This window comes from Paenibacillus sp. FSL R5-0470 (genome assembly GCF_037975205.1).
In the GTDB taxonomy this organism is placed as follows: domain Bacteria; phylum Bacillota; class Bacilli; order Paenibacillales; family Paenibacillaceae; genus Paenibacillus_AQ.
Genome location: NZ_CP150238.1, coordinates 2431438 through 2454286 on the forward strand (window position 1 = coordinate 2431438; position 22849 = coordinate 2454286).

The 22849-nt window shown below is 41.1% G+C and carries 20 protein-coding genes and 1 pseudogene; 13 read left to right on the forward strand and 8 right to left on the reverse strand.

From position 1 onward, the window contains the following. Window positions 1-123 precede the first annotated feature (123 nt). Window positions 124-312, forward strand: coding sequence for a YqzE family protein (locus tag MKY99_RS10455; RefSeq protein WP_042186941.1), 189 nt, complete (start codon window positions 124-126; stop codon window positions 310-312). A 171-nt stretch (window positions 313-483) separates the two neighbouring features. On the opposite strand, the gene MKY99_RS10460 is transcribed toward MKY99_RS10455, so the two are convergent. From MKY99_RS10460 to MKY99_RS10470, 3 genes are all read right to left on the reverse strand, one after another. Beyond that, window positions 484-1518: a hypothetical protein gene (locus MKY99_RS10460; RefSeq protein WP_339270327.1), complete on the reverse strand. Its 1035-nt coding sequence runs from the start codon at window positions 1516-1518 to the stop codon at window positions 484-486. Window positions 1519-1673: 155 nt separating this feature from the next. After that, the gene (locus tag MKY99_RS10465) at window positions 1674-2738 is read right to left on the reverse strand and encodes a YqhG family protein (protein ID WP_339270329.1); all 1065 of its coding nucleotides are present in this window, start codon (window positions 2736-2738) and stop codon (window positions 1674-1676) included. Further along, window positions 2735-4480, reverse strand: coding sequence for an SNF2-related protein (locus MKY99_RS10470; protein WP_234541793.1), 1746 nt, complete (start codon window positions 4478-4480; stop codon window positions 2735-2737). Before MKY99_RS10470 ends, MKY99_RS10465 begins: the two co-directional genes overlap by 4 nt. A 415-nt stretch (window positions 4481-4895) precedes the next feature. Between MKY99_RS10470 and MKY99_RS10475 the strand changes: the two genes are divergently transcribed. Beyond that, window positions 4896-7532, forward strand: coding sequence for an adenosylcobalamin-dependent ribonucleoside-diphosphate reductase (locus MKY99_RS10475; RefSeq protein ID WP_339270331.1), 2637 nt, complete (start codon window positions 4896-4898; stop codon window positions 7530-7532). A gap of 787 nt (window positions 7533-8319) precedes the next feature. Here MKY99_RS10475 and MKY99_RS10480 read toward each other — a convergent pair. After that, a pseudogene (locus MKY99_RS10480) lies at window positions 8320-8484 on the reverse strand (IS5/IS1182 family transposase); the annotation flags it as partial. Between the two features lie 196 nt (window positions 8485-8680). Here MKY99_RS10480 and MKY99_RS10485 point away from each other — a divergent pair. The 3 genes from MKY99_RS10485 to MKY99_RS10495 all read left to right on the forward strand — a co-directional run bounded on the left by MKY99_RS10485 (window position 8681) and on the right by MKY99_RS10495 (window position 10665). Beyond that, window positions 8681-9106, forward strand: coding sequence for a hypothetical protein (locus MKY99_RS10485; RefSeq protein WP_339270333.1), 426 nt, complete (start codon window positions 8681-8683; stop codon window positions 9104-9106). A 30-nt stretch (window positions 9107-9136) separates the two neighbouring features. Beyond that, on the forward strand, window positions 9137-9628 hold the full coding sequence (locus MKY99_RS10490; protein ID WP_339270335.1) for a hypothetical protein: 492 nt from the start codon (window positions 9137-9139) through the stop codon (window positions 9626-9628). 662 nt (window positions 9629-10290) lie between these two features. Further along, window positions 10291-10665, forward strand: coding sequence for a hypothetical protein (locus MKY99_RS10495; RefSeq protein ID WP_076283110.1), 375 nt, complete (start codon window positions 10291-10293; stop codon window positions 10663-10665). Between the two features lie 134 nt (window positions 10666-10799). Here MKY99_RS10495 and MKY99_RS10500 read toward each other — a convergent pair whose 3' ends face one another. After that, entirely contained in the window at window positions 10800-11198 is a 399-nt protein-coding gene (locus MKY99_RS10500) for a cytidine deaminase (protein ID WP_036689594.1), read from the reverse strand. A 266-nt stretch (window positions 11199-11464) separates the two neighbouring features. Between MKY99_RS10500 and MKY99_RS10505 the strand changes: the two genes are divergently transcribed. Beyond that, on the forward strand, window positions 11465-12424 hold the full coding sequence (locus MKY99_RS10505) for a methylenetetrahydrofolate reductase (RefSeq protein WP_339270337.1): 960 nt from the start codon (window positions 11465-11467) through the stop codon (window positions 12422-12424). A 360-nt stretch (window positions 12425-12784) separates the two neighbouring features. Further along, window positions 12785-14773 (forward strand): translation factor GTPase family protein, encoded by a 1989-nt coding sequence (locus tag MKY99_RS10510; protein ID WP_339270339.1) that lies wholly within the window; start codon window positions 12785-12787, stop codon window positions 14771-14773. 15 nt (window positions 14774-14788) lie between these two features. Here MKY99_RS10510 and MKY99_RS10515 read toward each other — a convergent pair whose 3' ends face one another. After that, entirely contained in the window at window positions 14789-15127 is a 339-nt protein-coding gene (locus MKY99_RS10515) for a helix-turn-helix domain-containing protein (protein ID WP_042126439.1), read from the reverse strand. Window positions 15128-15279: 152 nt separating this feature from the next. Here MKY99_RS10515 and MKY99_RS10520 point away from each other — a divergent pair, with 152 nt between their 5' ends. Continuing rightward, window positions 15280-16191: a DsbA family protein gene (locus MKY99_RS10520; protein WP_339270340.1), complete on the forward strand. Its 912-nt coding sequence runs from the start codon at window positions 15280-15282 to the stop codon at window positions 16189-16191. 147 nt (window positions 16192-16338) lie between these two features. Here the strand turns inward: MKY99_RS10520 and MKY99_RS10525 are convergent, their stop codons facing one another. Next, entirely contained in the window at window positions 16339-17235 is an 897-nt protein-coding gene (locus MKY99_RS10525) for an AraC family transcriptional regulator (RefSeq protein ID WP_339270342.1), read from the reverse strand. A 141-nt stretch (window positions 17236-17376) separates the two neighbouring features. Between MKY99_RS10525 and MKY99_RS10530 the strand changes: the two genes are divergently transcribed. The 5 genes from MKY99_RS10530 to MKY99_RS10550 all read left to right on the forward strand — a co-directional run bounded on the left by MKY99_RS10530 (window position 17377) and on the right by MKY99_RS10550 (window position 21096). Further along, a complete protein-coding gene (locus MKY99_RS10530; RefSeq protein ID WP_042186958.1) occupies window positions 17377-17997 on the forward strand; it encodes a DapH/DapD/GlmU-related protein in 621 nt (206 codons plus the stop codon). Continuing rightward, the gene (locus tag MKY99_RS10535; RefSeq protein WP_339270344.1) at window positions 17994-19346 is read left to right on the forward strand and encodes an MATE family efflux transporter; all 1353 of its coding nucleotides are present in this window, start codon (window positions 17994-17996) and stop codon (window positions 19344-19346) included. The genes MKY99_RS10530 and MKY99_RS10535 overlap by 4 nt, the downstream gene beginning before the upstream one ends. 28 nt (window positions 19347-19374) lie before the next feature. Continuing rightward, the gene (locus tag MKY99_RS10540; protein ID WP_339270345.1) at window positions 19375-19758 is read left to right on the forward strand and encodes a VOC family protein; all 384 of its coding nucleotides are present in this window, start codon (window positions 19375-19377) and stop codon (window positions 19756-19758) included. Window positions 19759-19770: 12 nt separating this feature from the next. After that, window positions 19771-20418, forward strand: coding sequence for a sugar O-acetyltransferase (locus MKY99_RS10545; RefSeq protein WP_339270347.1), 648 nt, complete (start codon window positions 19771-19773; stop codon window positions 20416-20418). Between the two features lie 195 nt (window positions 20419-20613). Then, window positions 20614-21096, forward strand: a complete 483-nt coding sequence (locus tag MKY99_RS10550) for a DinB family protein (protein ID WP_042186968.1) — start codon at window positions 20614-20616, stop codon at window positions 21094-21096. A 132-nt stretch (window positions 21097-21228) separates the two neighbouring features. On the opposite strand, the gene MKY99_RS10555 is transcribed toward MKY99_RS10550, so the two are convergent. After that, complete coding sequence (locus MKY99_RS10555) at window positions 21229-22839, reverse strand: response regulator (RefSeq protein WP_339270348.1); 1611 nt, start codon at window positions 22837-22839, stop codon at window positions 21229-21231. Window positions 22840-22849 lie beyond the last annotated feature (10 nt).

Genomic DNA, 22849 nt, shown 5'->3' on the forward strand with positions numbered 1-22849 from the left:
AATAGGTAAACCTATTCGACAAATCAGAAGTCTGTAGTTTAGATCCAAGTGGAGTGGTGCACACTAAGACCATGGAACGGATACTGATAATCTGAATTCACTTACATTTTAGGAGGTGTTTAAATGGCTTCCGGTGGCGATGAGCTTGTAAAGTATATAACGGAGAAGGTAGTCGTATATATCGAGGATCCGCGTGCCATTCATGCTCGTAGAGCGGCTACGAAGCAGCCGTGGTCACAGAAATGGTTTGGCATGCTCCCGCTTGGGTGGTCTATCTGGCGAAGCAAGTGGAGTCATGATAAAAAAGACTAAAGGTTAAATAGCAAATAACCTTCCAGTGCCATTATTCATGGGTGGCAGTGGAAGGTTATTTGCATTTGTTTAAATATAAGAATTTATATGCTTACGTTATAAATTATCCTTCTATTTCTCGCATAAACACTTACCGTACTCATAAGGACGCCGAAGGCGTTTATGCTTGTGTTAACGATTATATCCGAGTGCTTTGGTCGTTTTGTCTGGCAGCTTATGCAGTGTTCCATTATTTTGTAGTGCAGTGAGTGGTAAGTATCGTTTTCCTTCAGGGCCTGAGGCCGCGTATACGGTAGTTTTATTGTTCTCAGCTTGACCTTGAGAAGACTGCCAGCTCTGATAGCCTGTAATCATAAATGGTGCCCCGACAAGGTCGTTTCGCCCAGCAGCTTGATAAGCGATGCTTTCCTTAGGTCTGATCAGAAGTGCGATATTGTCGCCGCTCACTGTAGTTAGTTTAGGAGCAGTCAGCCATAGGATATCTTCGTAAGGATCATCTGACCCTCCACTATTGTAGGCCGATAACGGTGATACGTCAGGATTAAGATTAGTAATTACATCTGTTGCTGGAGGCTGCTCTTTAAGGACTTCTTCCGCCTTGCTCAGTGTCCAAGGTAAAATTTGCGGTACGGAAGCATTGATGTAAACCGTCTTTTCGTCAATGGTTATTTTCCAGACCGGTAGAAGTGGTGCATATAAAGCAGTAAGGTTTATTGTTCCTGAAAAAGATGATGTAATGAGACCTTTCTGCACCAAAAACTGGCGCAGATCATTTAAACTGTATGGGAGTCCGTAAGTGCCGGCTCCATATTCACTTAACATATATCCGCCTGTATCGGTAGCGGAAATGATCATGTATCCGATCCGCTCTTCACCCTTCATTACATTTACAAGCCAGCCATGTGTACCTGGACCAAGAGGATAATATTCTATCCTTGCTGCATCCTTCCAGGCTGTAAATGGAGCTTCTGCAGCGAGCTTGTTCAGTGTAGCCTTAGCGAATTCTTGGACCGTACTCGGAGAAGGTAAGGTACTCATCTTCAATACAGGAATTGCATCCTGCGTGACTGACTGGATCACACTTACTCTAGCCAGCGCCAGCGCTGAAGGGGAAACAGAACTGGATACAAACAGTCCAAAGCTTAGAAGCAGGAGGAGGCATCCTTGACCCGCAAGTTTCAGCCTCCGCCGCAAACTTATTTTCATGGCGTCGATCACCTTTCTTTGTTAAGAAATGTCAGGAAAGTTAAGCTTTACTCTATTGTAGTGGACAGGCTATAAAAAGGCTGTTGCTTGCTGTCGCGCCTCAAGGCGGAAGTTCTCTTGTTTTTTTGCCTGCTTTTAGCGAGTAGGGTCGCATTCTATAGGCTTCGCAGATGAAACAGTCCGTAGGTTATCGCAGAAACTGCAATTTGCGGCTCATATTGCCAAATGGTCTCCTGTCGACGACGGTTATACTGCTCTTGAGTGCCTAAACGTTTTTCTTCATCAGGCTCTTTCAGCAGCTCTCCGTAATAAATATCAATGATAGCCAGCTCGATTCTAAGACGCTCACGTGCCTGTTCTGCCCAAGTGTAATCGAGTTCGGCAAGATGAGAGGTAAGATGAGCCTCTAATAAATCTGTAGCGGCTGTCACTGTTAATTCATAAGGCTGAATATGGACGTTTTCTGGTAAACGGGGGATCATCTCCCGCGAGGCTATCTTAGTGTTAAAGTCATCAATGATGGTCCCTTTTGTCAGCGATATTCCAAGATAATGCAGTTCTTCCCGTTTCAAATCGCAGCTCATCTCCACTTTATAGCAGACGCCGAGCCACGGTTCATAAGCTGCAGAGAAGAGTGTATTCCGCTGCCTGCTACCGGGATCTTCAAATAAGTAAAGGCATTTCCCTTCATCTTGCGCCGCACTCCAAATTTGCTGCAGGCGCTTGCTACCATAGATGATATCTTCACGTCTTATCATACCGGGCCCAATTCGGGGCAATGCAGGTACAATACCGAAGTAGCGGGCTAGGATGCTATCTTCTGGATTTGAGGAGGGGACATGAACCACATTAGATTCAGGTGATGTTGGATTCAATAGATCTGCGCTAGCCTCAGCATCTGTTGTGGCGCCCATCGCTGGGTTTCCGGTAATTGGCGGATTCAATGCTCCGATGCTGTGATTTACCGTTGGCGGAACTTCTATAGCTGCCTGGCTATCGTATTTTTCCGGATCAAATACAAAAGTGAAAGAGAGTGTCTCCGGATCAACACCAGTACGTTCCACGAACCCCCAATAATAAGGTCGATCTGTTAGCATTCTGTCAGCTCTTGGCGATAGCTTTACAGTTACGTGAATGGGCGATACTTCAATAATGGAGCATTCTGTCGCCTCCAGATAATCCATTACATGTTTGCGTACTTCCTGTGAGTTGAGGGTCATGTCGCAGTCTCGCTTTCCTTTTTAATACCCTGAGTCAACTCACTTAGGGATTCACCGATATGATCTAACTCATGTCGCAGCTCTTCATCGGAGCGGGATTCGAGCATGATTTTGTATAAACTTTTCTCCAGTGATTCTTTCTTCTCAAAACGCTCCAGAATCACATCCAGCCCGCCAATGACCATTTCGAACATATTGATCTTCTCGTGTAGCAGATGAAGGATATGTTCTTCAATCGTACCTTGTGTGGACAAATTATAGATAACCACGTCATTTTCCTGACCTAACCGGTGCACCCGCCCAATCCGTTGTTCTACTCTCATGGGATTCCAAGGCAGATCGAAGTTGATCATGTGGTGACAGAACTGCAGGTTAATGCCCTCACCACCCGCCTCAGTAGCGATCATGACTTGAGCACGACCGCGGAAGAGGTCCATCATCCAGTCCTTTTTACCACGATTCATCCCGCCGGAATAAGAAACACACATTAGCCCATGTTCGCGGAAATACTGAAGCAAATATTCTTGAGTCGCGCGATACTCTGTAAAAACGATGACCTTTTCATTCATTTCTTGAATGAGAGATAGTGTTGTTTCGGCTTTGGTATTGGTCTTAACCGTACGAAGTGTCTGCAATAGCTCCATCATCCGATCGCGTTTCGGCGAATCAGCAGGCAGCTTCTTGATCAGATTAACTAAAGTGATGAAGACGGCATCCCTACTGCTGCACACCTCACGCTGAAGCGTTACCAAGGAAAGCATGCTGCTAAGATTGCCGCCTGATTCCTGATACTGATCTTTAACAAAAGAAGTGACAGCGTCATATAATACTCTCTCTTCCTGTGAAAGAACTAGCGGAATATTACGGACTTTTCGTTTCGTAAAATTAACTGGACCTTCGCCACGCCGATTGCGGATCATCACCTTCGATAGCTCGTCCCTTAGCTGACCTTCATTCTTAGGTTGGCGTTTATCAACGACGAAATTCGAAGCAAAATCACCCTGATTTCCTAGTTGCCCCGGTTTCAGTAAAGTGATCAAATTAAATAGCTCGCCCAGATCATTCTGAACGGGAGTAGCGGTTAGGAGCAGGCAATATTTTTTGCGTAATTGCTGTACAAATAGATAATTGGTCGATTTCTTGTTCTTCAGCTTATGCGCTTCATCAATAATCAACATGTCATATTCATTTTCCAGCAGCATCTCTTTATGAGGATCGCGCTTCGCGGTATCCATAGATGCGACGACAATCGCATTCCCCCAGGAATATGCTTTTTTCTGTGCAACAGCAGAGATGCCAAACTTGGCATTCAGCTCGCGGACCCACTGCAATACGAGGGAAGCGGGTACCAGAATAAGCACTTTAGAGACTAGACCGCGGACAAGATATTCCTTGAGTACAAGTCCTGCTTCAATCGTCTTTCCTAGTCCAACCTCATCTGCAAGAATCGCGCGGCCCGACATCTCAAACAAAACCTTATGCGCGGTATCGAGCTGATGAGGAAGCGGGGATAATCCGGATAAATGCTTCATGCATTGCAGCTCATCGAAGCTGGTTACTAGACCCGTTTGTTCACCTTGCACAGCAAGCTTGGACAGACGGTAGTCTCCCCATGGACCACCTTTATCTAGTTTGAGTTCTAGATCCTGCAGCCAATTCCGGTCAAAAGAAAGAGGAACAGGCAGTATAGGCGCTGACTTTCCACCTTTGTGAGGTAGAGAATTACGGAATAATTGCGTCATGGTACAGCCTCCTCAGGTGCTATTTCATATCATCATTCGTAGGAGTAGTATGCTCTTAAACAAGAGAATTCATAACCTTCTATTTTTCTTGATAGCCTTTAAAAAAGAGAGTAAAAGCGAGAAAACGCGGCAAGGTTTGCGATATTTCGGCTGCTTAACTCTATTTTCGAAAAAGACCTTCGATACAATATGTGGTATAGTTTAAAAGCTGACGCACACAATATATTGTGACAAAAGCATGAAAATGTTATTTTTTTAAAGTGCGTAGCTGCTATTTGTTATTGACAAGATGAACTTCCTACATACACCCGTAAGACGGAAGATAAGTGTAAGGAAGTTTTTGTTGTGGGTCACAAAATGTACGCCCACACCTGAACTGGAACTAATATTTACTACATTGCGGGAGGTTTTTCTATTGGGTAAAGTGGAACGTAAGCAACGCCTTGAAGGGCTAAGTGAAAAAATATTTTTGGATCGTTATGCTTGGAAGGATGCCGACAGCAATAATGCTAAAGTGGGCGATGTTGTACTCGTTCTAACAAAAGATGATCCGAAGTTTCCCACGAAGGAAGTCGGAGAGATCGTAGAACGTAACGGCAGAATCGTAACCGTGAAGACGCGCAGCGGCGAACTTGTGAAATCAGATGTTGAAAAGCTGACGCTTAATATAGAAAAAACACCAGAGGAAATGTGGGATCGTCTGTCTACAGCTATGGCTTCTGTGGAGAAGACGCCTGAGCTTCAAGAAGAATGGGCGGGTAAATTCCGTTCGATTCTGGATGATTGGAAGCTCGTACCGGGTGGACGAATTGCTGCTGGTGCAGGCGCTAGTGAAGAACTAACCCTGTTCAACTGTTATGTAATTCCTTCTCCAAAAGATAGCCGTGGCGGCATTATGCAGACGTTGGCTGAAATGACAGAAATTATGGCTCGTGGTGGCGGTGTAGGGATTAACCTATCCTCTCTACGTCCACGCCGGGCAATTGTGAGAGGTGTTAATGGTTCTTCCAGTGGTTCTGTATCTTGGGGCGGTCTGTTTAGCTATACCACTGGATTAATTGAACAAGGCGGTAGCCGTCGTGGTGCACTTATGCTCATGATTAATGACTGGCATCCAGATGTGGAGGACTTCATTACCGTGAAGCAAACGATGGGTCAAGTTACGAATGCGAACCTTTCGGTATGTGTGAGCAATAGCTTTATGAAGGCTGTAAAAGAAAATCTGGATTGGGATCTCGTATTTCCGGATACAACAGATCCAGAGTACAACGATGTATGGGATGGCGATCTAGACAAGTGGAAGGCTGCGGGCAAAAACGTTATTCATTATCGCACCGTTAAAGCGCGTGATGTGTGGCGCACCATTATTGAATCCGCTTGGAAATCCGCTGAGCCAGGCGTTGTGTTCATGGAATACTACAATCAGATGTCCAACAGCTGGTATTTTAATCCGATCATTTGTACGAACCCATGTGGGGAGCAAGGACTGCCAGGCTGGGGAGTCTGCAATTTGTCTGCTGTGAACCTGTCCAAATTCTACGATGAGAAGAATCATGATGTAGACTGGGAAGATCTCGCGACTACGACGCGTTATTCCGTACGTTTCTTGGACAATGTCATTGATAAGACGCCTTATCATTTCCCGGAAAATGAAGCGAATCAGAAAAACGAACGCCGTGTGGGTCTCGGAACGATGGGTCTTGCTGAGCTGATGATCAAATTGAACATCCGTTACGGTAGCCCGGAATCTTTGGCGTTTCTGGACAAGCTTTACGGCTTTATGGCTCGTGAAGCATACCTTGCTTCTGCAGAGATTGCTGGTGAGAAGGGATCCTTCCTAGCTTTTGACACAGAGAAATATTTAATGAGCGGCTTTATGAAAAATATGCTCGAAACGTATCCAGAGGTTGGTGAAGCGATCCGTAAACATGGCATGCGTAACGTTACAGTGATAACGCAAGCACCTACAGGTAGCACAGGTACAATGGTTGGCACCTCGACAGGTATTGAGCCTTATTTTGCTTTTAAATATTTCCGTCAAAGTCGCCTTGGCTACGATGAGCAGTTCGTTCCAATCGCCCAAGAATGGCTTGAAGCTCATCCAGGTGAAGAGCTGCCAGATTATTTCGTGACTTCGATGGATTTGTCAGCTATGGATCATATTCGTGCGCAAGCAGCGATTCAACGCTGGGTAGATAGCTCGATTTCCAAGACAGCCAACTGCCCGTCTGACTTCACAGTAGAAGAGACGGCTGAGCTATATGAAATGGCCTTCGATCTGGGCTGTAAAGGGGTTACGATCTACCGTGATGGTAGCCGTGATGTGCAAGTTCTGCAAACCTCGAAGAAGGAAGATGCAGCAGAAGAGGTAGCTCCAGCAGTTGAAGTTGCAACGACTCCTGAAGCAAATGTTGTAACGGCAAGCCCAGCACCTCAAGCTCCTACTAAAGAGCTGGATAAACAATACAAGAAACGTCCGCAGGTTCTGCGCGGCGCAACCTATAAAATCAACACACCTTTTGGTATGGCGTATATTACTATCAATGATCTAGATGGCACACCGGCAGAAATCTTCCTGAATGTAGGTAAAGCAGGTTCTGATGTCTTTGCGATGGCAGAAGCACTCGGTCGTGTCTGCTCCTTGTTCCTCCGTTATGGAGATCATGGTGAGAAGGTAGAATTATTGATCAAACATCTGAAAGGTATCGGCGGATCAGGTGCAATCGGCTTCGGTGCGAATCGAGTAGAATCCATTGCAGATGCTGTAGCTAAGGCATTGGAGACTCATGTACTGAATAACGCTCATGATGATCATTTGCCTGCACCAATTGCAGCAACTTTGGAGCTAGAAGATTTCAATGAAGCTTTAAAAGCGGAGTTGAAAGCGAGTGTTCCTGCGGCAGCTTCTATTGAAGATGGTCAGGGCGGACATGGCGCGCATAACCATACTTCTGCTTCCCGTGACCTTTGTCCTTCTTGCGGTGGCGCTTCGCTGATTAATATTGAGGGCTGTAAGACTTGCGGAAATTGCGGGTATAGCCGTTGCGGGTAAACGGTAGAGCCAATAAATGTTTTATGGGAAAACTTATGATTTTTCATTTTAAATGAGAAAAGTTCGGTTTAAACGAGAAAAAACTTCACCATGCAATAGCATGTATATATATACATGCTATTGCAGCAAGTTTCACGTCTTTACTTAGAAAGTCGGCAAGCCATTACTTAGGGTTTACCGGCTTTTTATTAATAACATGACAGGCTAAAGGGCAATCAATTCGGGTTTCGATTCTTCACTATTTTGCAGCTGGTTCTCAGCATCACGAAGTAACATCCAAGAATAAAAAATAGTTAAAGAATGAGCCGATTTGTTGGCTTTAAAATGTTTGATTCCTCTTCCGTTAAGGATATTGACTTATTCGAATTGCAGATCTGATATAGTTTAAGACGTTTGAAAATATCCACTATCTGTGCCTGTGTACTTCGGGCATCAAACCCAAAAAACTAAATTTAGAGAATTATGTTAAATTAGAATTCTATTATAAAATCCTTGAAGAATGACATCATAACTGGGATGGTATCAATTTTATTCTCACTGTCAATCTAGAAGGAATAATCTGCCTCGTAGTCTTTGATGTAAGTAAAATAAAATGTTATTGAGTAGCCTCTCGTAGCTTTGAGAGCGTTTAAGACGCTTCATAAGGTATTCGAAACTTATGTAGAGGATTATTTGGATAATGTTGTATTTATGATAGTTGTATTATAGGTTGTCACTAGTGTCCCTCAAATTAAAAAGGCGACATTTTGTTCGATTTTGAACGAAATGTCGCCTTTGCTTTTATATTTTACTTCGATTCTTTCATCAAATTAATGATTCGTTTGAGATTAACAGAAAATATCACCATAGCGCCTTGCATCTGCATGCCAATTAGACCCGAGGAAGATGCAACATCATATCCGTGTCTATGTTTGAGTTCACTGTTTTTTGCCTCAATTTTATAACGCTCTTTCGGAAGAGGGGTTTACTATTAATTTTCGCCTTCAAATTGCCTAAAATTACATTATAAGGATATTTAGTGTTTTAGTTAAAATTAATCCATATAATTTAAGGGGGTATATAGGTGCTTGAAGTAAGAAGAAAATCTCGATGAAGGGTGATGATATCATTAGAGCATTAAGTGAACGAATGGAAAAGGGGGACGAAATATGAAGTCATTCAAGACAGGACTACAAGCCATTCTTTATGTACTACTGGTGGTTGGACTGCATCTGATCTTAATCTATTTTTTAAAGATAAGAATAGAGGGATGGGGAACGGAGTTATTAAATATCTCATTTAAGGTGTACTTCATACCGCTTTTATTATGTTTAATTAATTCTTTTTTGTTTATAAGGACTCAGAGGATAAAGTACAATGCCATTTGGTTTTTGGTAACTATGCTATCCAGCCTCTTACTTCTTTTATTTTTCAATGCAATACAAGATGACAGTGATAGTGAGTATGGAGTTGTCGTTTCTATTGAATGGTTTCCAAAATATCAAGTGGAAATGCTCTTTCTGCTTCCTTGGAGTATTTCTATTATACAATTTATCTTAACTCTATATTATCTAATCAAAATAAGGAAAATCTAATCGTTAGAAATAATAAAGGGGGAATGTAATATGAAAAGAATATTTTCATTAAGTATAATTATTACAGTTTTTGTTTCTTTATTTAGTCCAACTGGAAAGCTCAAAAACTATACATATGCTAATTCAGTTCATGAATCTGTATACAGCAATGATCCAGTCCAACAATCTTCGATCGGAATATTGAGTACATCAGTATACCCAGATAATGCTGTCGTGAAATATGGAGAAAAGATATACATCAAAACGGGTTTGCTGGTGCTTTTTTCAGATAAAAATGAACTGAATATTTTAGAGAATGAAGGATTCATTGAATGGGATGACGGTTGGAAGCCAGATTACGGTTATTCATTTATAAATCAAGCACAGTACATGCTTGATAAAATAGAAGCAATTATTAAAGAAAATAAAGATACTATTGAAGAACGATTTGAATCCGAGTTTGAAGGAATACGATTGGGCCTTCGTTATTCAGCATTTTGGGAGAAAGTTTTTAAGCAAAAAATTCATCATACAGCTGGATAAAATATCGAACACTATACCACTGTTTAACGAATGGAAAACGATACTTGGTGCAGTACAAGCTCAACATAAGAGAGAGTAGGCTTATGAAATGGTCTGCTCTTTTTATGCGGGTTCCCTTTTAACAGAAAAGTGAGAAAAGTTGATTAATTTACCGATTTAAAACAAAATTGCAACTTAACTATCTTTTACAAAAATAAAGATCAAAAAACATGAATTGAGAGGTATTTATGACGATTGAATCATTATTAAAAATAAATGGGATTTACTTAATTAAGTTATAGAAAATGAAACGAGAGTGGATATGAAGATTAATGGAGAAGTAAGTGATTTTTTTTCAACTTGATGCACAAAACAGCCTGTTACAAATACATTTAATTAAATGTATAGTATGGAAGAATGCTGTATAAACCACAAAAGTCTTTTTTCTCGCTTAAATTGATATATTAGAGGGATTCTGACTGTTTGAACTAAATTTTCTCATTTAAAATGAAACAGTCCACCTTATTCTATAAGAGTTTTATAATAGTGAATTCTCGTTTAAAATGAAAAATCACAATAGCTACTAAAAGCAAGCGATCCTCGAGAGGAAGTGTTAACCTTTTATCTCAATGGATCGCTTTTTTTTCAAAAATTATAGATAATCATTGAGAGGTTTTAACTATATGAGTTTGATAATTAGTGTAATTCAAAAGGGAAGTATAATTGTAGATACTAATTTTTTGGAGGAGCAGGTACCCGCACCACATAATAATTTGTTTGGTTTCGAATCATGCAGAAAAACTCTCTGGGGAAATGATTTAATTGGTGAACTCGGATGTGAGTTAATATATTCTTTAAAGAATACGAATATTTTTGCATTTGATGAAGGAATAGAAAAACTGGAAAGTGAATTCCTTATTTTGCTTGATAATTTAGATACTATAGAACTACATACAGACTATGATAAAGAATTTATTGAATTTAGGGTAAGAAATGCTTTGGAAATGATAAAGGTAGTACTTAAAGAAAAAGATAAGGTTGGAATTGCGATTTGGTAAGTCACAACGTATTTACGCGGTGTGTTCGGTCTGTGAACTCTGTGTTCTGACTAAGCTTTTAAACACAAAAACACGCGTACTTGTCTAACACAGGTACGCGTGTTTTTGATATTCCACTATGGTAGGTATTATTTTTACATATCTAAATTTTTGAATGCGTAAGGCAATAAATCCCTTAAACTCAGCTCTAAGATTTCTTTTTTCTCATTGGTTAAATAGACAGGCATGTCGGGCAAACAGAATTCCGATAATACTTGTCTGCAGATACTGCATGGCGGCAGAAAATCCATTGTGTCACCTGCTACAGCTATAGCCTGAAAATCACCTTTAGTATAGCCCTTTGTAATAGCTGTGAAGATTGCTGTTCTCTCTGCACAGTTAGTAGCACCAAAAGATACATTTTCTACATTTACTCCATTAATAACATTTCCATCTTTAAGTAATAAGGCTGCTCCAACTGGAAATTTAGAATAAGGGGCATAAGCAGCTTTCTTTGTGTTACGTGCGCTTTCCATTAATTCTTCTTTATTCATAATACTCACCCTTTTTAAATAAGAATGAACCTTTCGGTCCCCTTATCGCCAACTTTAAGGTTGGCAGGACTTCTAATATTATAGTCAGACCAAATGGTTGTCAACATTAAAATCTAGAAGTTCCGCCTCCATGATGAACTACTCGATAAGTACCAATAGGGAATCATAGCTTTAAAATATAACTAGATATAGTAAATAGAAGTTATACAAATTAAGCCTGCCATGGTAGCCTTAACTTAAAAGAGACGTGTAGAGGAGTTTTTATTTTGGGAGCGGCAGGGAGTACATTTAAACAAAAAATATTGAGCAAGAAACCTGGTATTTTAACATATGGGATGACACCACCGAAGGCAAGCCATTCACCAGAAAAGATATCAGAAATTGCACAGAAACAGGTTGAAAGACTTAAAAACGTTGATTTAGATGCTTTAATTCTTTACGACGTCCAGGAGGAAGCAGAAAGAGTTGATCATGAAAGACCTTACCCATATTTACCAACGATTGATCCGGCTATCTATGGTGATAAATATCTAAGACAAGTGGAGGTCCCGAAAATAATTTATCGGTGCGTCGGTAATGATACAAGAGCTTCGTTCGCGGATTGGATTAAGACTGACGAAAGTGAAGACAGATTTTCCGTGTATGTGGGCGCTTCATCAAGTAAGCAAGAGGTGAAATTGAATTTACCAGATGCTTATAAGCTAAGCAAACAGTTAAATAGTAATTTAACTTTTGGAGGAGTTGTCATTCCTGAAAGACATATAAAAAAGAATGATGAGCATATACGGGTTGTCGAAAAGATTAACAATGGATGTAACTTTTTTATCACTCAGGCAACTTATAATGTAGAGGCGTCAAAGAATTTATTGTCTGATTTATATTATTACTATACAAATAAGGGTTTTGAAATGGTTCCTATTTTATTTAATCTTGCACCATGTGGCACAGCGAAAACATTACAATTTATGAAATGGTTGGGGATCAGTATCCCGGGATGGTTAGAAAACGAGTTGAAATACTCGAACGACATTTTGGATAAATCAATTCAGCTATCTCAAAAAATATTTGAAGAACTATTTGAGTTCGGGATGGAGAAGGGAATTCCAATTGGATGCAGCATTGAAAGTGTTTCAACAACTAAGTTGGAAATTGAAGCATCCATTCAGCTTGCTAAAGATGTAAAGGCATTTCTAGATAAAAAGCTGTTGAGTCTAGAGAGTAGATGATTAATTGTTTTAAGGAGATTAGAAATATTAACGTTATCGCATTGAATTTTCTAACAGTGAATTCTCGTTTAAAATGAAAAACCACAAAAACTTACTATTCATTGAGCCGGTAATCCTTTCTGTTAAGGGTTACCGTTTTTTTATAAGTTAATAGGGACATGATCATCATCTCAATAGCTTGTCTAGTGTCTTTCTTGCATATTATTCTAGCTAAATCCTTCATCGAGGATGGTTATGTCATTGGATAATATGGATCTTCGGGCGTTACCGCATGCTGTCGGTGTTGAGAGATTCTGTACAAGCTACTAGATTTCGGCTACGATTCTTATATAACAGATTGACTGAATGGATGGTAGAAATATGTATTGTAAACTGTCAGAAGCATCACCAATCACCATCGGACTGCTAGCACATGTTGATGCCGGCAAAACCACCTTCGCTGAGCAGCTCCTATACCATGCTTCCGGAATTAAGACTCGGGGGAGAGTCGATCATCAGGATGCCTTTTTGGATAGTCATGAGATGGAGCGGGCACGGGGGATAACGATTTTTGCTGACCAGGCGGTGATGAAATATAACGAACAATCATATCAGCTCATTGACACACCGGGGCATGTCGATTTTTCAGCTGAGATGGAGCGCGCTTTACAGGTCATGGATTATGCGGTAGTCATCTTAAGTGCTGTGGAGGGCATTGAAGGGCATACTGAGACGGTCTGGCAATTGCTACAGGAATATGGCATACCCACTTTTATATTTATTAACAAAATAGATCGTACCGGTGCTGACGTCCAGCGTGTGCTAAAAGCGTTAAGACAGCAATTTTCGCCGGATATGTTGTATTTGGCAAAAGGTCTAGATCAGAGCATGCTGCCTGAAGAGGTTATTACCGCCGTTGCTGAGCGAGATGAAGCCTTGATGGAGGCATATCTCGAAGACAACATTGATCCTGGGCAGGTATTGGCTACGCTGAAACAAATGGTTAAAGAACGGGTGGTTTTTCCCGTTATGAGTGGAGCAGCTCTAATGGATCAGGGGATTGCGGAATGGATGCAGACGATGCAACTACTAATGGAATCGACTTATGAAGTAAACGCAGTATTCGGGGCACGAGTATATAAGGTGCGTCATGAGCCGCAAGGCACGCGACTGACTTTTATGAAGATATTAGCTGGAAAATTACGGGTACGGGAGGATCTCTGCTATAGCACTTCAGAACATGAGGAGTTAAGCCAGAAAATCACTTCTATTCGTATCTATCATGGGGGGAAATATACTTCATGCGATGAAGCCTCCGCGGGACAGCTTGTTGCCGTTACGGGCCTAACTGATGCAGCCATTGGACTGGGTATAGGTAATCATTCAGATCGAGTAGAATCCCGTCTTGTATCAGCGTTGAAATCCAAAGTTGTATTCAATTTGGGGATATCATCCAGAGAAGTGCTACGCTATTTCATGATCCTGCAAGCCGAAGACCCTACGCTGCAAGTGACATGGGAGGACAAGCTGGAGGAGATTCATGTTCATGTGATGGGAATGATCCAGCTAGAGGTACTTCAGCAGGTGGTGTTAGACCGTTTCCAGCTCAAGGTATCGTTCTCCAAGCCAGAGATATTATACAAAGAGACGATCGCAGACATTGTGATTGGTTGTGGGCATTTCGAACCTCTTAAGCATTATGCAGAGGTGCATCTCCGGCTTGCGCCTGCGAAACGTGGTGAGGGAATTACATATCGCAGTACATGCCATGTGGAGCAGCTCAGCACAGGGTATCAGCATCTCGTCGGTCAGCATTTACTTGAAAAGGACCATCGTGGAGTTCTTACCGGCTCTCCCGTCACCGATCTGTATATAACGCTTTTAACCGGGGCGGCGCATCAGAAGCACACTCATGGCGGTGACTTTCGGGAGGCGACACTGCGGGCACTGCGGCAGGGATTGGAGCAAGCGAACAAGATTCTACTGGAACCCTATTATCAATTCAAAATCAAAGTCGATGCAGAGCTTATCGGACGCGTAATGTCTGATATACAGCTGGCCCATGGTGAATTTGACCCGCCAGAAATGCTAGGTGAATCGATGTTTATTCAGGGACGTGCGCCTGTCGCGACGTTCATGCATTATGCAGTAGAGCTTGCTTCATTCACAAAGGGCAAGGGAGCAATCTCGATGAAGTTAGGCGGTTATCAGCCATGTCATAACCCAGAACAGGTCATCGCAAGGATTGGATACGACCGCAGCGCTGATCCTGAGTACACCTCCAGTTCTATGTTCTGTGCAAAGGGAGCGGGATATAGCGTTCCTTGGGATGAAGCGCCTTCGTATATGCATTTGGAGATTCAGGAATAGGAGTGAGAAAGCATTCTAGGAATTATCCTTCACCCCAATATTTCTTTGTCCCCATTCAACAACGGATTCAATTAAAGGCACTAATTCTTTTCCAGATGAAGTCAGAGAATACTCAACTCTTGGTGGTACTTCGTTATACTGCTCCCGATGAATGATTCCATATTCTATAAGATCCCTCAGTGAGTTGGTTAAGGTAGTCCCTGTTATTCCATGCAGTCTTCTTTTTAACTCGTTATAGCGTATGTTGTCGTTCTCACTAAGAATGGCTAGGATCGGGAGGTTCCATTTTCCGCTGATTACATGGAATGCGAAGGTTGCAGGACATAATTGATCAAGTCTAAATTCGTATTTCATACATAACTCCAATCTAATAGTATTATTAAAGATACTTAGTATTAAAAATAAACGTACTTGTTTGATTTTGTATTGGTATTATAATACTCCCATACAAAGAACTTCTACAAGAGGGCACTTTCTTTGATTCTCCAGCGAAAGGTGATTTATATATGAATAATTCAAATATGATGTGTGACCTTAAAACCGGTGTCTGTGGGCCAGGGGATGAAGAGCAAATGGAAATGATCGACTTTAATCTACAGTCCCCCAAAATCACACTTTACTATGCAACAGATCCGATCTGTTCCCACTGTTGGGCGCTTGAGCCGGTACTCAATCGTTTTATTCTGCAGTATGGTCAATATTTTAATGTGAAGACGATTATGGGTGGTTTGCTTTCTAGCTGGCATGGTTTTGCAGATGTCTCCAATGGCATTCAACAGCCTTCGGATGTTGCGGAGCATTGGAGAGAAGTCGGTTTACATTCACGTATGCCTATCGATGGTTCTTTGTGGAAAAACAATCCGATTCTTTCTTCGTACCCGCCATCTAGAGTATACAAGGTTATACAAAATATATATCCGGGTAAAGAAAATGAGTTTTTGCGTCAGGCAAGAGAAGCTGTATTTGCCTTCAATCAGAATATTGGAGAGGAGAAAACATTAGTTGATATAGTCAACAACATTGGGCTAAATGGCGAAGAAATAGTGGCGAATGCTGCTCTTGGGTCGGCACAAGATTTGTTAGAGCAGGATTTTGAGTTAGCAGGCAGACTTGGTGTACGTGGATTTCCAACCATTATCATGGTGAATGAAGAAAATAAAGGTGTTAAAATTGTGGGGGCACGATCATTAGAAGCCTATGTCGACGGACTTCAACAAGTTTACAATGGTGATGTAAAAGCTGAAAATGTTCCACCTCTCTCTGAACTTATCAAGGAAGGAAACACTTTGTTCTCCAAGGAAATTGAAGTGTTGTATGATATTGAATCTAGTGATATGGAGTCATTTATAGCCACGGAAATGATAGAGGGGTCATACAGTATTAAGCGGGTTTTAGGTGAATCATACGTTGTATCTTAATTATAATGAAAGAAGCCAATAACCCAAGATATCTTTGGACTTATTGGCTTCTTTGGCATTCGCTTTGATAAACCAAATTGGAGGAGAAAATAATGGGAAATGATAAATTAAATATCGGAATGATCTTGGGAAGCACCCGTCAATAAGCTAATTTGAATGGGAAGGTATTCGAGATTTCTTTCGGTAATTCTGAGGCGTCAATCCAGTCTCATTACGAAAAACTGATGAAAAATAGCTCGCACTTTGAAATCCGCAGTTCATCGCAATTTCACTAATCGATCGATTAGTTCCTACCAGCATCTCGGAGCTCTTTTGAATACGATATCGCACTAGGTAAGTATTAGGCGTTTGGCCAATGTATGTGCCAAACAACTCGCAACATCTGCTCCTGCAAACAGACCCAGCGGTAGCGATGTCATTCAGGGTTACTCTAAGGTCAAAATGATGATGAATAAATCCCGTCATTTTCCAAACGGCAATCCATGACTGGTCATCATTTATCTGCCCAGGAACCTTCTGTATATGATCTCCGACGTCTGCACAAAGTGATGTAGCCAGTGAAAGAAGGCGTAGGGGGTTGCAAGGAATACTGTTCATTTCTTCATAAATCCGATGTAAGGAATGCAGGATTTCCTTTTCCCACGTGCCTTGCGAAGTAATCATAATATAGTCTTCAGTATTAGAACCGAATTTCTCATCCCAATATACTTTACCTACATGTGTGTTTATTCCGAGTAGTGAAGGATGGACAGCAACGACAATGAATGTACAATCCAATTTATTGGTGGAGAAACCATAATGCATACGCTTGCTATTAACGAATATTCCGTTACCTCGTTCAATCAGTACAATTTCTCCGTTTACAAAATACTCCATCTCCCCATCTAGTACTAAAATAAATTCCAAGTCCGGATGCCAATGACATGCTGCTGCATATTTATCGAAATGATTAAGTGCTCCTTTTCGTACGTATAGCGGAAAATCAGGAAGATTATAATTTAGTTCTTCCGATAAATCAGAGAATACTTCCAGCTCTGCACTCACAATCACATCTCCCTCAAACAAAATACGATTTTAATAGAATTATATTTGATTTCGGTGGATAGGACTACTCAGAAATTATACAATTTTGATATTGCACGACAATAATACAAAATCCAAAAGATATTATAAGGAGCCAGAAATATGACGATGAGAGAACGTATTGCCTCCGGTAAACTATTTACTGATTACTGTGAAGGACTGCCTGAAGACAGACTACAGGCAAAAAGAAGAATGCATGCCTTTAATATAACAGCGCCAGATAATCTAGAAAAACGTACACAACTCATGCAAGAGATATTTGGTAAAGAAACGAAGGTGTGGATCGAGCCGCCCTTTTACTTTTGCTATGGTACGAACATTGAGATTGGAGATGGAACGTACATCAATTTTAATTGTAATTTTGTTGACGACACTAAAATTATTATCGGAAAAAATGTTATGTTTGGTCCATCTGTAACGATTGCTACAGTAGGACATCCAATCCATCCAGATTACAGAGGATATATGTATGCTGATCCGGTGAAAATTGAGAACAATTGTTGGATCGGGGCGAATGTTACAATTTGTCCAGGAGTCACAATTGGAGAAAATACCGTTATTGGTGCCGGCAGTGTTGTAACAAAAGATATTCCGGCTAACTCTATTGCTGTTGGTAATCCATGCAGGGTGATGCGCACCATTAATGAACACGACCAAAAATACTATTACAAAGACAAAGAGATCACTAAGGAAGATCTGGATGAAGAAGCACGCTTGAGATGAGAGATAAGCATTTCAATCGTCAATTGCTTAATTTGGTCATTCCGATTGCTTTACAAAACCTCATTTCATCGTTAGCCGTGACAATAGATATATTCATGTTAGGTTTTATTAACCAGTCTACAATGTCTGCTGTATCGTTGGCTGGGCAAATTACATTTGTTTTAACACTGTTTTACATGGGATTGGCAGCAGGTGTAGGGATTTTGACTGCACAGTATTGGGGAAAGAAAGATTTAATGACAATTGAACGAGTCTTTAGTATTGGATGTACGATGTCTATTATTATATCCGCTATCTTTTTTGGGATATCGCTGTTGATGCCGGATCAATTAATGCGATTTTTCACAAATGACGTCGAGTTAATTCAATATGGATCGAGTTTCTTGCGAGTGATCTCGTTCTCCTATCTGATAAGCGGAATATCTCAAATGTACTTTAGTGTAATTAGAAGCATGGAAAATGCCCGTGTGAGTGCCTGGATCAGTTCTATGTGTCTTATATTGAACATTCTCTTGAATGTAATAAGTATTTTCATACTTTATCCGGGTAATTCAGAAAAGGCTATAGTGGCAGTTGCTTTCTCTACAGTTTTGGCACGTATCGTTGAATTTGGTTGCTGTATCATCCACTCGATCAAATCGAATATAAAATTTAGGCTACCTTTACGTGACATGGTTCAGCGTAATTTGATTAAGGATTTTTTGAGGTATACACTACCCGTCCAAGGAAATTATATTGTTTGGGGATGCGCATTAACTGTGACATCTGCAATTATTGGACATGTCAATGCAGATATGGTCGCTGCAAATTCAGTTGCCTCGGTCATTAAGAATCTGGTTATTGTATTATGTGGAGGTATTGCAAGTGGTGGCTCCGTACTTGTTGGTAAATATCTAGGCAATGGCGAGATTGAAATGGCTAAAAGAGCTGGGAAAATATTAAATGTATATGCTATCTTGTTTGGCATCGTTGCAGGTATTACTTTGCTATTACTGAAGCCTATAGTGTTTCTACTTGTCAATTTGGATGATCAAGCACAAATATATTTGAGTGGGATGCTTTTTGTCTGTGCTTATTGTTGTATTCCGAAATCGATAAACTCCACGACGATTGGAGGAATATTTGTTGCTGGAGGAGATTCTAGATTTGGCTTTTGGTGTGATACGATTGTAATGTGGGGCATCATATTACCATTAGGATACATGAGTGCATTTGTGTGGCATCTCTCCCCTCTAACGATATTTATTATCATCAATTTAGACGAGGTTATTAAAGCCCCGATTGCCTTAATGCGTTATTTTAAATTTAAATGGCTTAACGATATTACGAGGAATTATGTTCAAAACTAATACATGTAGGGACGGAAAGGAGATTTTTATGAAAATTGAACATATTGCTATGTATGTACAAGATTTAGAAAGCTGCAGACAATTTTATAGTCAATTCTTTAATGCGAAGTCAAATCGACAATACCATAATCCCAAAACGGGATTAAGAACCTATTTTCTCACGTTTGAGGGCGGCGCGAGATTGGAGATTATGAGCAGACCGGATATGATAGAAGGAGTTCATGATCTCTTGCGGACGGGCTTAACTCATTTAGCTTTCAGCTTAGGCAGTAAGGAACAAGTCGATCTGCTGACCAAGCAATTGGCAGAAGCGGGATTTAGAACGTTAAGTGGACCACGGACCACAGGTGACGGATATTATGAAAGCAGTATTTTAGGGCCAGAAAACATTCAAATTGAACTTACTGTCTAAAAACTAAAAGAGGTGAACAATTTGACAGAAGAAGAACGAATATTCAAAGGGATATTATACAATCCAGGTAACATAGAACTAAAGCGTAAAAAGCTTCTCGCCCACAATTTGAGTAGTCAATATAGCCGAACATTTGAGGATCAGACAGAGGAGCGGGAAGCGATATTGTCACAGTTACTTGATAGCATAGGTGAGCATTGTTTTATCCAGGGTCCCATTTTTTTTCATTATGGTGTTCATACAAAAATTGGTGATCATTTTTTTGGAAACTATAACCTTACAGTCCAAGATGATGCACAGGTTACGATAGGTGATCATGTGAGTTTTGGACCTAATGTAACAATTGTTACGCCTATTCACCCATTCGTTGCCTCCGAGCGTAGACAAATGGTTGATCAAAATGGTGATGCTGCGTCTTTATGCTATGCTAAGCCTGTTAGCATTGGTAACGATGTTTGGCTCTCAGCAAATGTAACGGTATGTGGAGGTGTTACGATTGGTGATCGATGCGTAATAGGTGCAGGTAGTGTCGTGACTCAGGACATCCCAGAAAATTCTTTTGCTGCAGGTGTGCCGTGTAAAGTAATCCGTAAAATAACCAATCAGGATAGCATGCGCCATAAACCGGAAATACTTTCAGATTGCGATATAATCGAGTAGAAATGTAGCATCCCAAACCATAGACCAGATTTTATTATGCGAAAATCATGAATACTCCGAAAGTCCCCTTTTTCTAAAGTTAAGTGAAAAATATGATGATCCTTTAGATTATTTGTAACAGACCCTGTGACAGGTTATAATTTAATTGGTATGACTAAGTAATCGTTATTTAACGACCAATAAAGGGGATTTCAAATGTACAGAACAGTTCAAGATTTTCTAGGAGAATGGGCAAGCGCTTCTGCAGGGACAATTCGCGTTCTTGAATCACTTACCGATGATAAATTAGATCAGGTAATTGTTGAAGGTCACAACTCATTGGGATGGTTAGGTTGGCACTTGGCAACCTGTCCGATGTTTTTTGGTGGTCAGGTAGGGTTAACACTTACTCCAGTAGGCAATCCGAAGGAAGTTCCGGCTCATGCGGCTGTGATTGTTGAAGCGTATAAGAATATCGCGGCTAATATTGCTTCTGAGGTTGAGAAATTAACGGACGAGCAAATGGTTGAGAGTGTACAGACCTTTGCTGGATTAATGCCTCGTGGTGCAATGCTTAGATCGCTTATAGATCACCAGACACATCATCGTGGTCAAATGACTGTTCTCTTACGTCAAGCAGGTCTTCGTGTACCTGGCGTAATTGGTCCTACTAGAGAAGAACAAGCTCAAATGAAATAGTTACTGGTGTTTACGATTAAAATCTCGTTTCCTAGACATTTGTCTTGGAAACGAGATTTTTTGTTGTCGGACGGAGTGTCACTATTATTGCTAAAGAATGCTGTTGCTTTTTGGAGGTGCCGGCGATCACTATCAGCCTGCTTCAATTTGTTGCATATATTCTCTGGGTGAAATCCCCGTCACTTTCTTGAAGACCTTACTGAAATAGAAGGCACTTTCATAACCGAGTTTTTGGGAAATTTCGTAAATACGACCTTCACCGCGCATCATCATTTCCTTGGCCACAGTGATTTTAGTCTCCGTGATATATTCTACATAATTGACCTTAGCGACTTTGGAGAACAGATGGCTTAAATAGTTTGGACTGAAATTGAAGACATCTGCTACTTGATTCAGTGAAAGCTTAGTGCCGAGATTTCTTTTGATGTATTCCTGGACATTTTTGACGATTTGTTCTTTATAGCTTTGTCTTCGAGTAGAGAGAATTTCCGAGCAGCCATCACGGAACTGAATCAACCAGCCGGCGATCTCTTCAATTGTATGCATCTGATAGATGGCCCGGTAGCCTTCCGGTTCATTTTCAAAGATATGCTCTACAATGTTTTCTCCATCCGCAAGAAGCGAAGTGGCCATATACAGAATATTGCAGGCAGCATCAGTGGCGGGCACCAGTAAGTCAGGTCGGTCTTCGAAGATTTCAATCATCTTGGAGATGATGGTGTATAAAGCAAGGGTATCTAGTTCTTCAAAAGCACGGCGGATCTCCGAACGAGATTCAGAGAAATCAAACAACGGATGTTCCTGCTCTAGAGGTTCATTCTCATCGAAGAAAACAAAAGACCGTTCTTGCACGGCAACTGGCAATGCCTTTCGAGCTGCTAGGTAGCTCTCCCGCATTAAATAAGGGTCCTCGACGGCAAACCCTATGGCACCAATAATCGTTACATTGAAATAGTTATGTAATACGGATGCCATGTCGGTAAGTTGCTTCTCAATGTCAGACATCCAGTGACGGGGATCGACTTCGGGGACAGGTAGAGCAACGGCGAAATTACGTAAGTCAAGACTGGTTACATAACAGGGTTGTATAGAAGTAAGCGTGTCCTTTGCCATTTGCACAGTGCTTGAGCATAAGGCAACCAGCTTATCTCCACGGGGAGGAACAGTGTCTGGGCCCAGAATGCGGCAAGTACAGACTAGGTAGGCGGGCTCGGAAAACTCTAACGCCAAATCCTCTTTCTGCAGGAGATATTGGTTCTTATTCTCGAACAGGTTATTGAACAGACGAATGAAGAATTTATCACGCTGCGCCTGAAGGTTGCCACGGTGAACCAGCTTTGGGTAGCTTTCCATCGTCTGGTAACTCTCTAGAATGGAAATAGCCTTTCGGATGGATTCGGCCAGTGCTTCCGGAGTAAGTTCCAGCTTTACTAGATAATCCGTGGCCTGCACCTCTATAGCTGCGCGTGCGTATTGAAATTCTTCATAACTAGTCAACATAATGAATAGCGGAAGTCGACCATATTTTTGGCGTATCGAAGCGGCAACCTCTAAACCGCTCTTAATTGGCATTTTGATATCGCTGATTACGATGTCCGGGCGGAGAGTGTCAATCATCTCTTCTTCTTGAGCACCGTTGTGCGCGATACCGACAATCTCTATATTATATTGCTCCCATTTCAGCATAGACTGCAAGCCGATACAGACAAGAGCTTCGTCGTCGGCAATTAATAATTTAATCAATTTGACCACA

Coding starts and splice junctions, on each gene's coding strand:
- MKY99_RS10495 (WP_076283110.1), top strand. CDS start 10,291: ATGAGTTTGATAATTAGTGTAATTCAAAAGGGAAGTATAATTGTAGAT.
- MKY99_RS10460 (WP_339270327.1), bottom strand. CDS start 1,518: ATGAAAATAAGTTTGCGGCGGAGGCTGAAACTTGCGGGTCAAGGATGC.
- MKY99_RS10535 (WP_339270344.1), top strand. CDS start 17,994: ATGAGAGATAAGCATTTCAATCGTCAATTGCTTAATTTGGTCATTCCG.
- MKY99_RS10540 (WP_339270345.1), top strand. CDS start 19,375: ATGAAAATTGAACATATTGCTATGTATGTACAAGATTTAGAAAGCTGC.
- MKY99_RS10485 (WP_339270333.1), top strand. CDS start 8,681: ATGAAGTCATTCAAGACAGGACTACAAGCCATTCTTTATGTACTACTG.
- MKY99_RS10490 (WP_339270335.1), top strand. CDS start 9,137: ATGAAAAGAATATTTTCATTAAGTATAATTATTACAGTTTTTGTTTCT.
- MKY99_RS10510 (WP_339270339.1), top strand. CDS start 12,785: ATGTATTGTAAACTGTCAGAAGCATCACCAATCACCATCGGACTGCTA.
- MKY99_RS10500 (WP_036689594.1), bottom strand. CDS start 11,198: ATGAATAAAGAAGAATTAATGGAAAGCGCACGTAACACAAAGAAAGCT.
- MKY99_RS10530 (WP_042186958.1), top strand. CDS start 17,377: ATGACGATGAGAGAACGTATTGCCTCCGGTAAACTATTTACTGATTAC.
- MKY99_RS10550 (WP_042186968.1), top strand. CDS start 20,614: ATGTACAGAACAGTTCAAGATTTTCTAGGAGAATGGGCAAGCGCTTCT.
- MKY99_RS10465 (WP_339270329.1), bottom strand. CDS start 2,738: ATGACCCTCAACTCACAGGAAGTACGCAAACATGTAATGGATTATCTG.
- MKY99_RS10515 (WP_042126439.1), bottom strand. CDS start 15,127: ATGAAATACGAATTTAGACTTGATCAATTATGTCCTGCAACCTTCGCA.
- MKY99_RS10470 (WP_234541793.1), bottom strand. CDS start 4,480: ATGACGCAATTATTCCGTAATTCTCTACCTCACAAAGGTGGAAAGTCA.
- MKY99_RS10455 (WP_042186941.1), top strand. CDS start 124: ATGGCTTCCGGTGGCGATGAGCTTGTAAAGTATATAACGGAGAAGGTA.
- MKY99_RS10520 (WP_339270340.1), top strand. CDS start 15,280: ATGAATAATTCAAATATGATGTGTGACCTTAAAACCGGTGTCTGTGGG.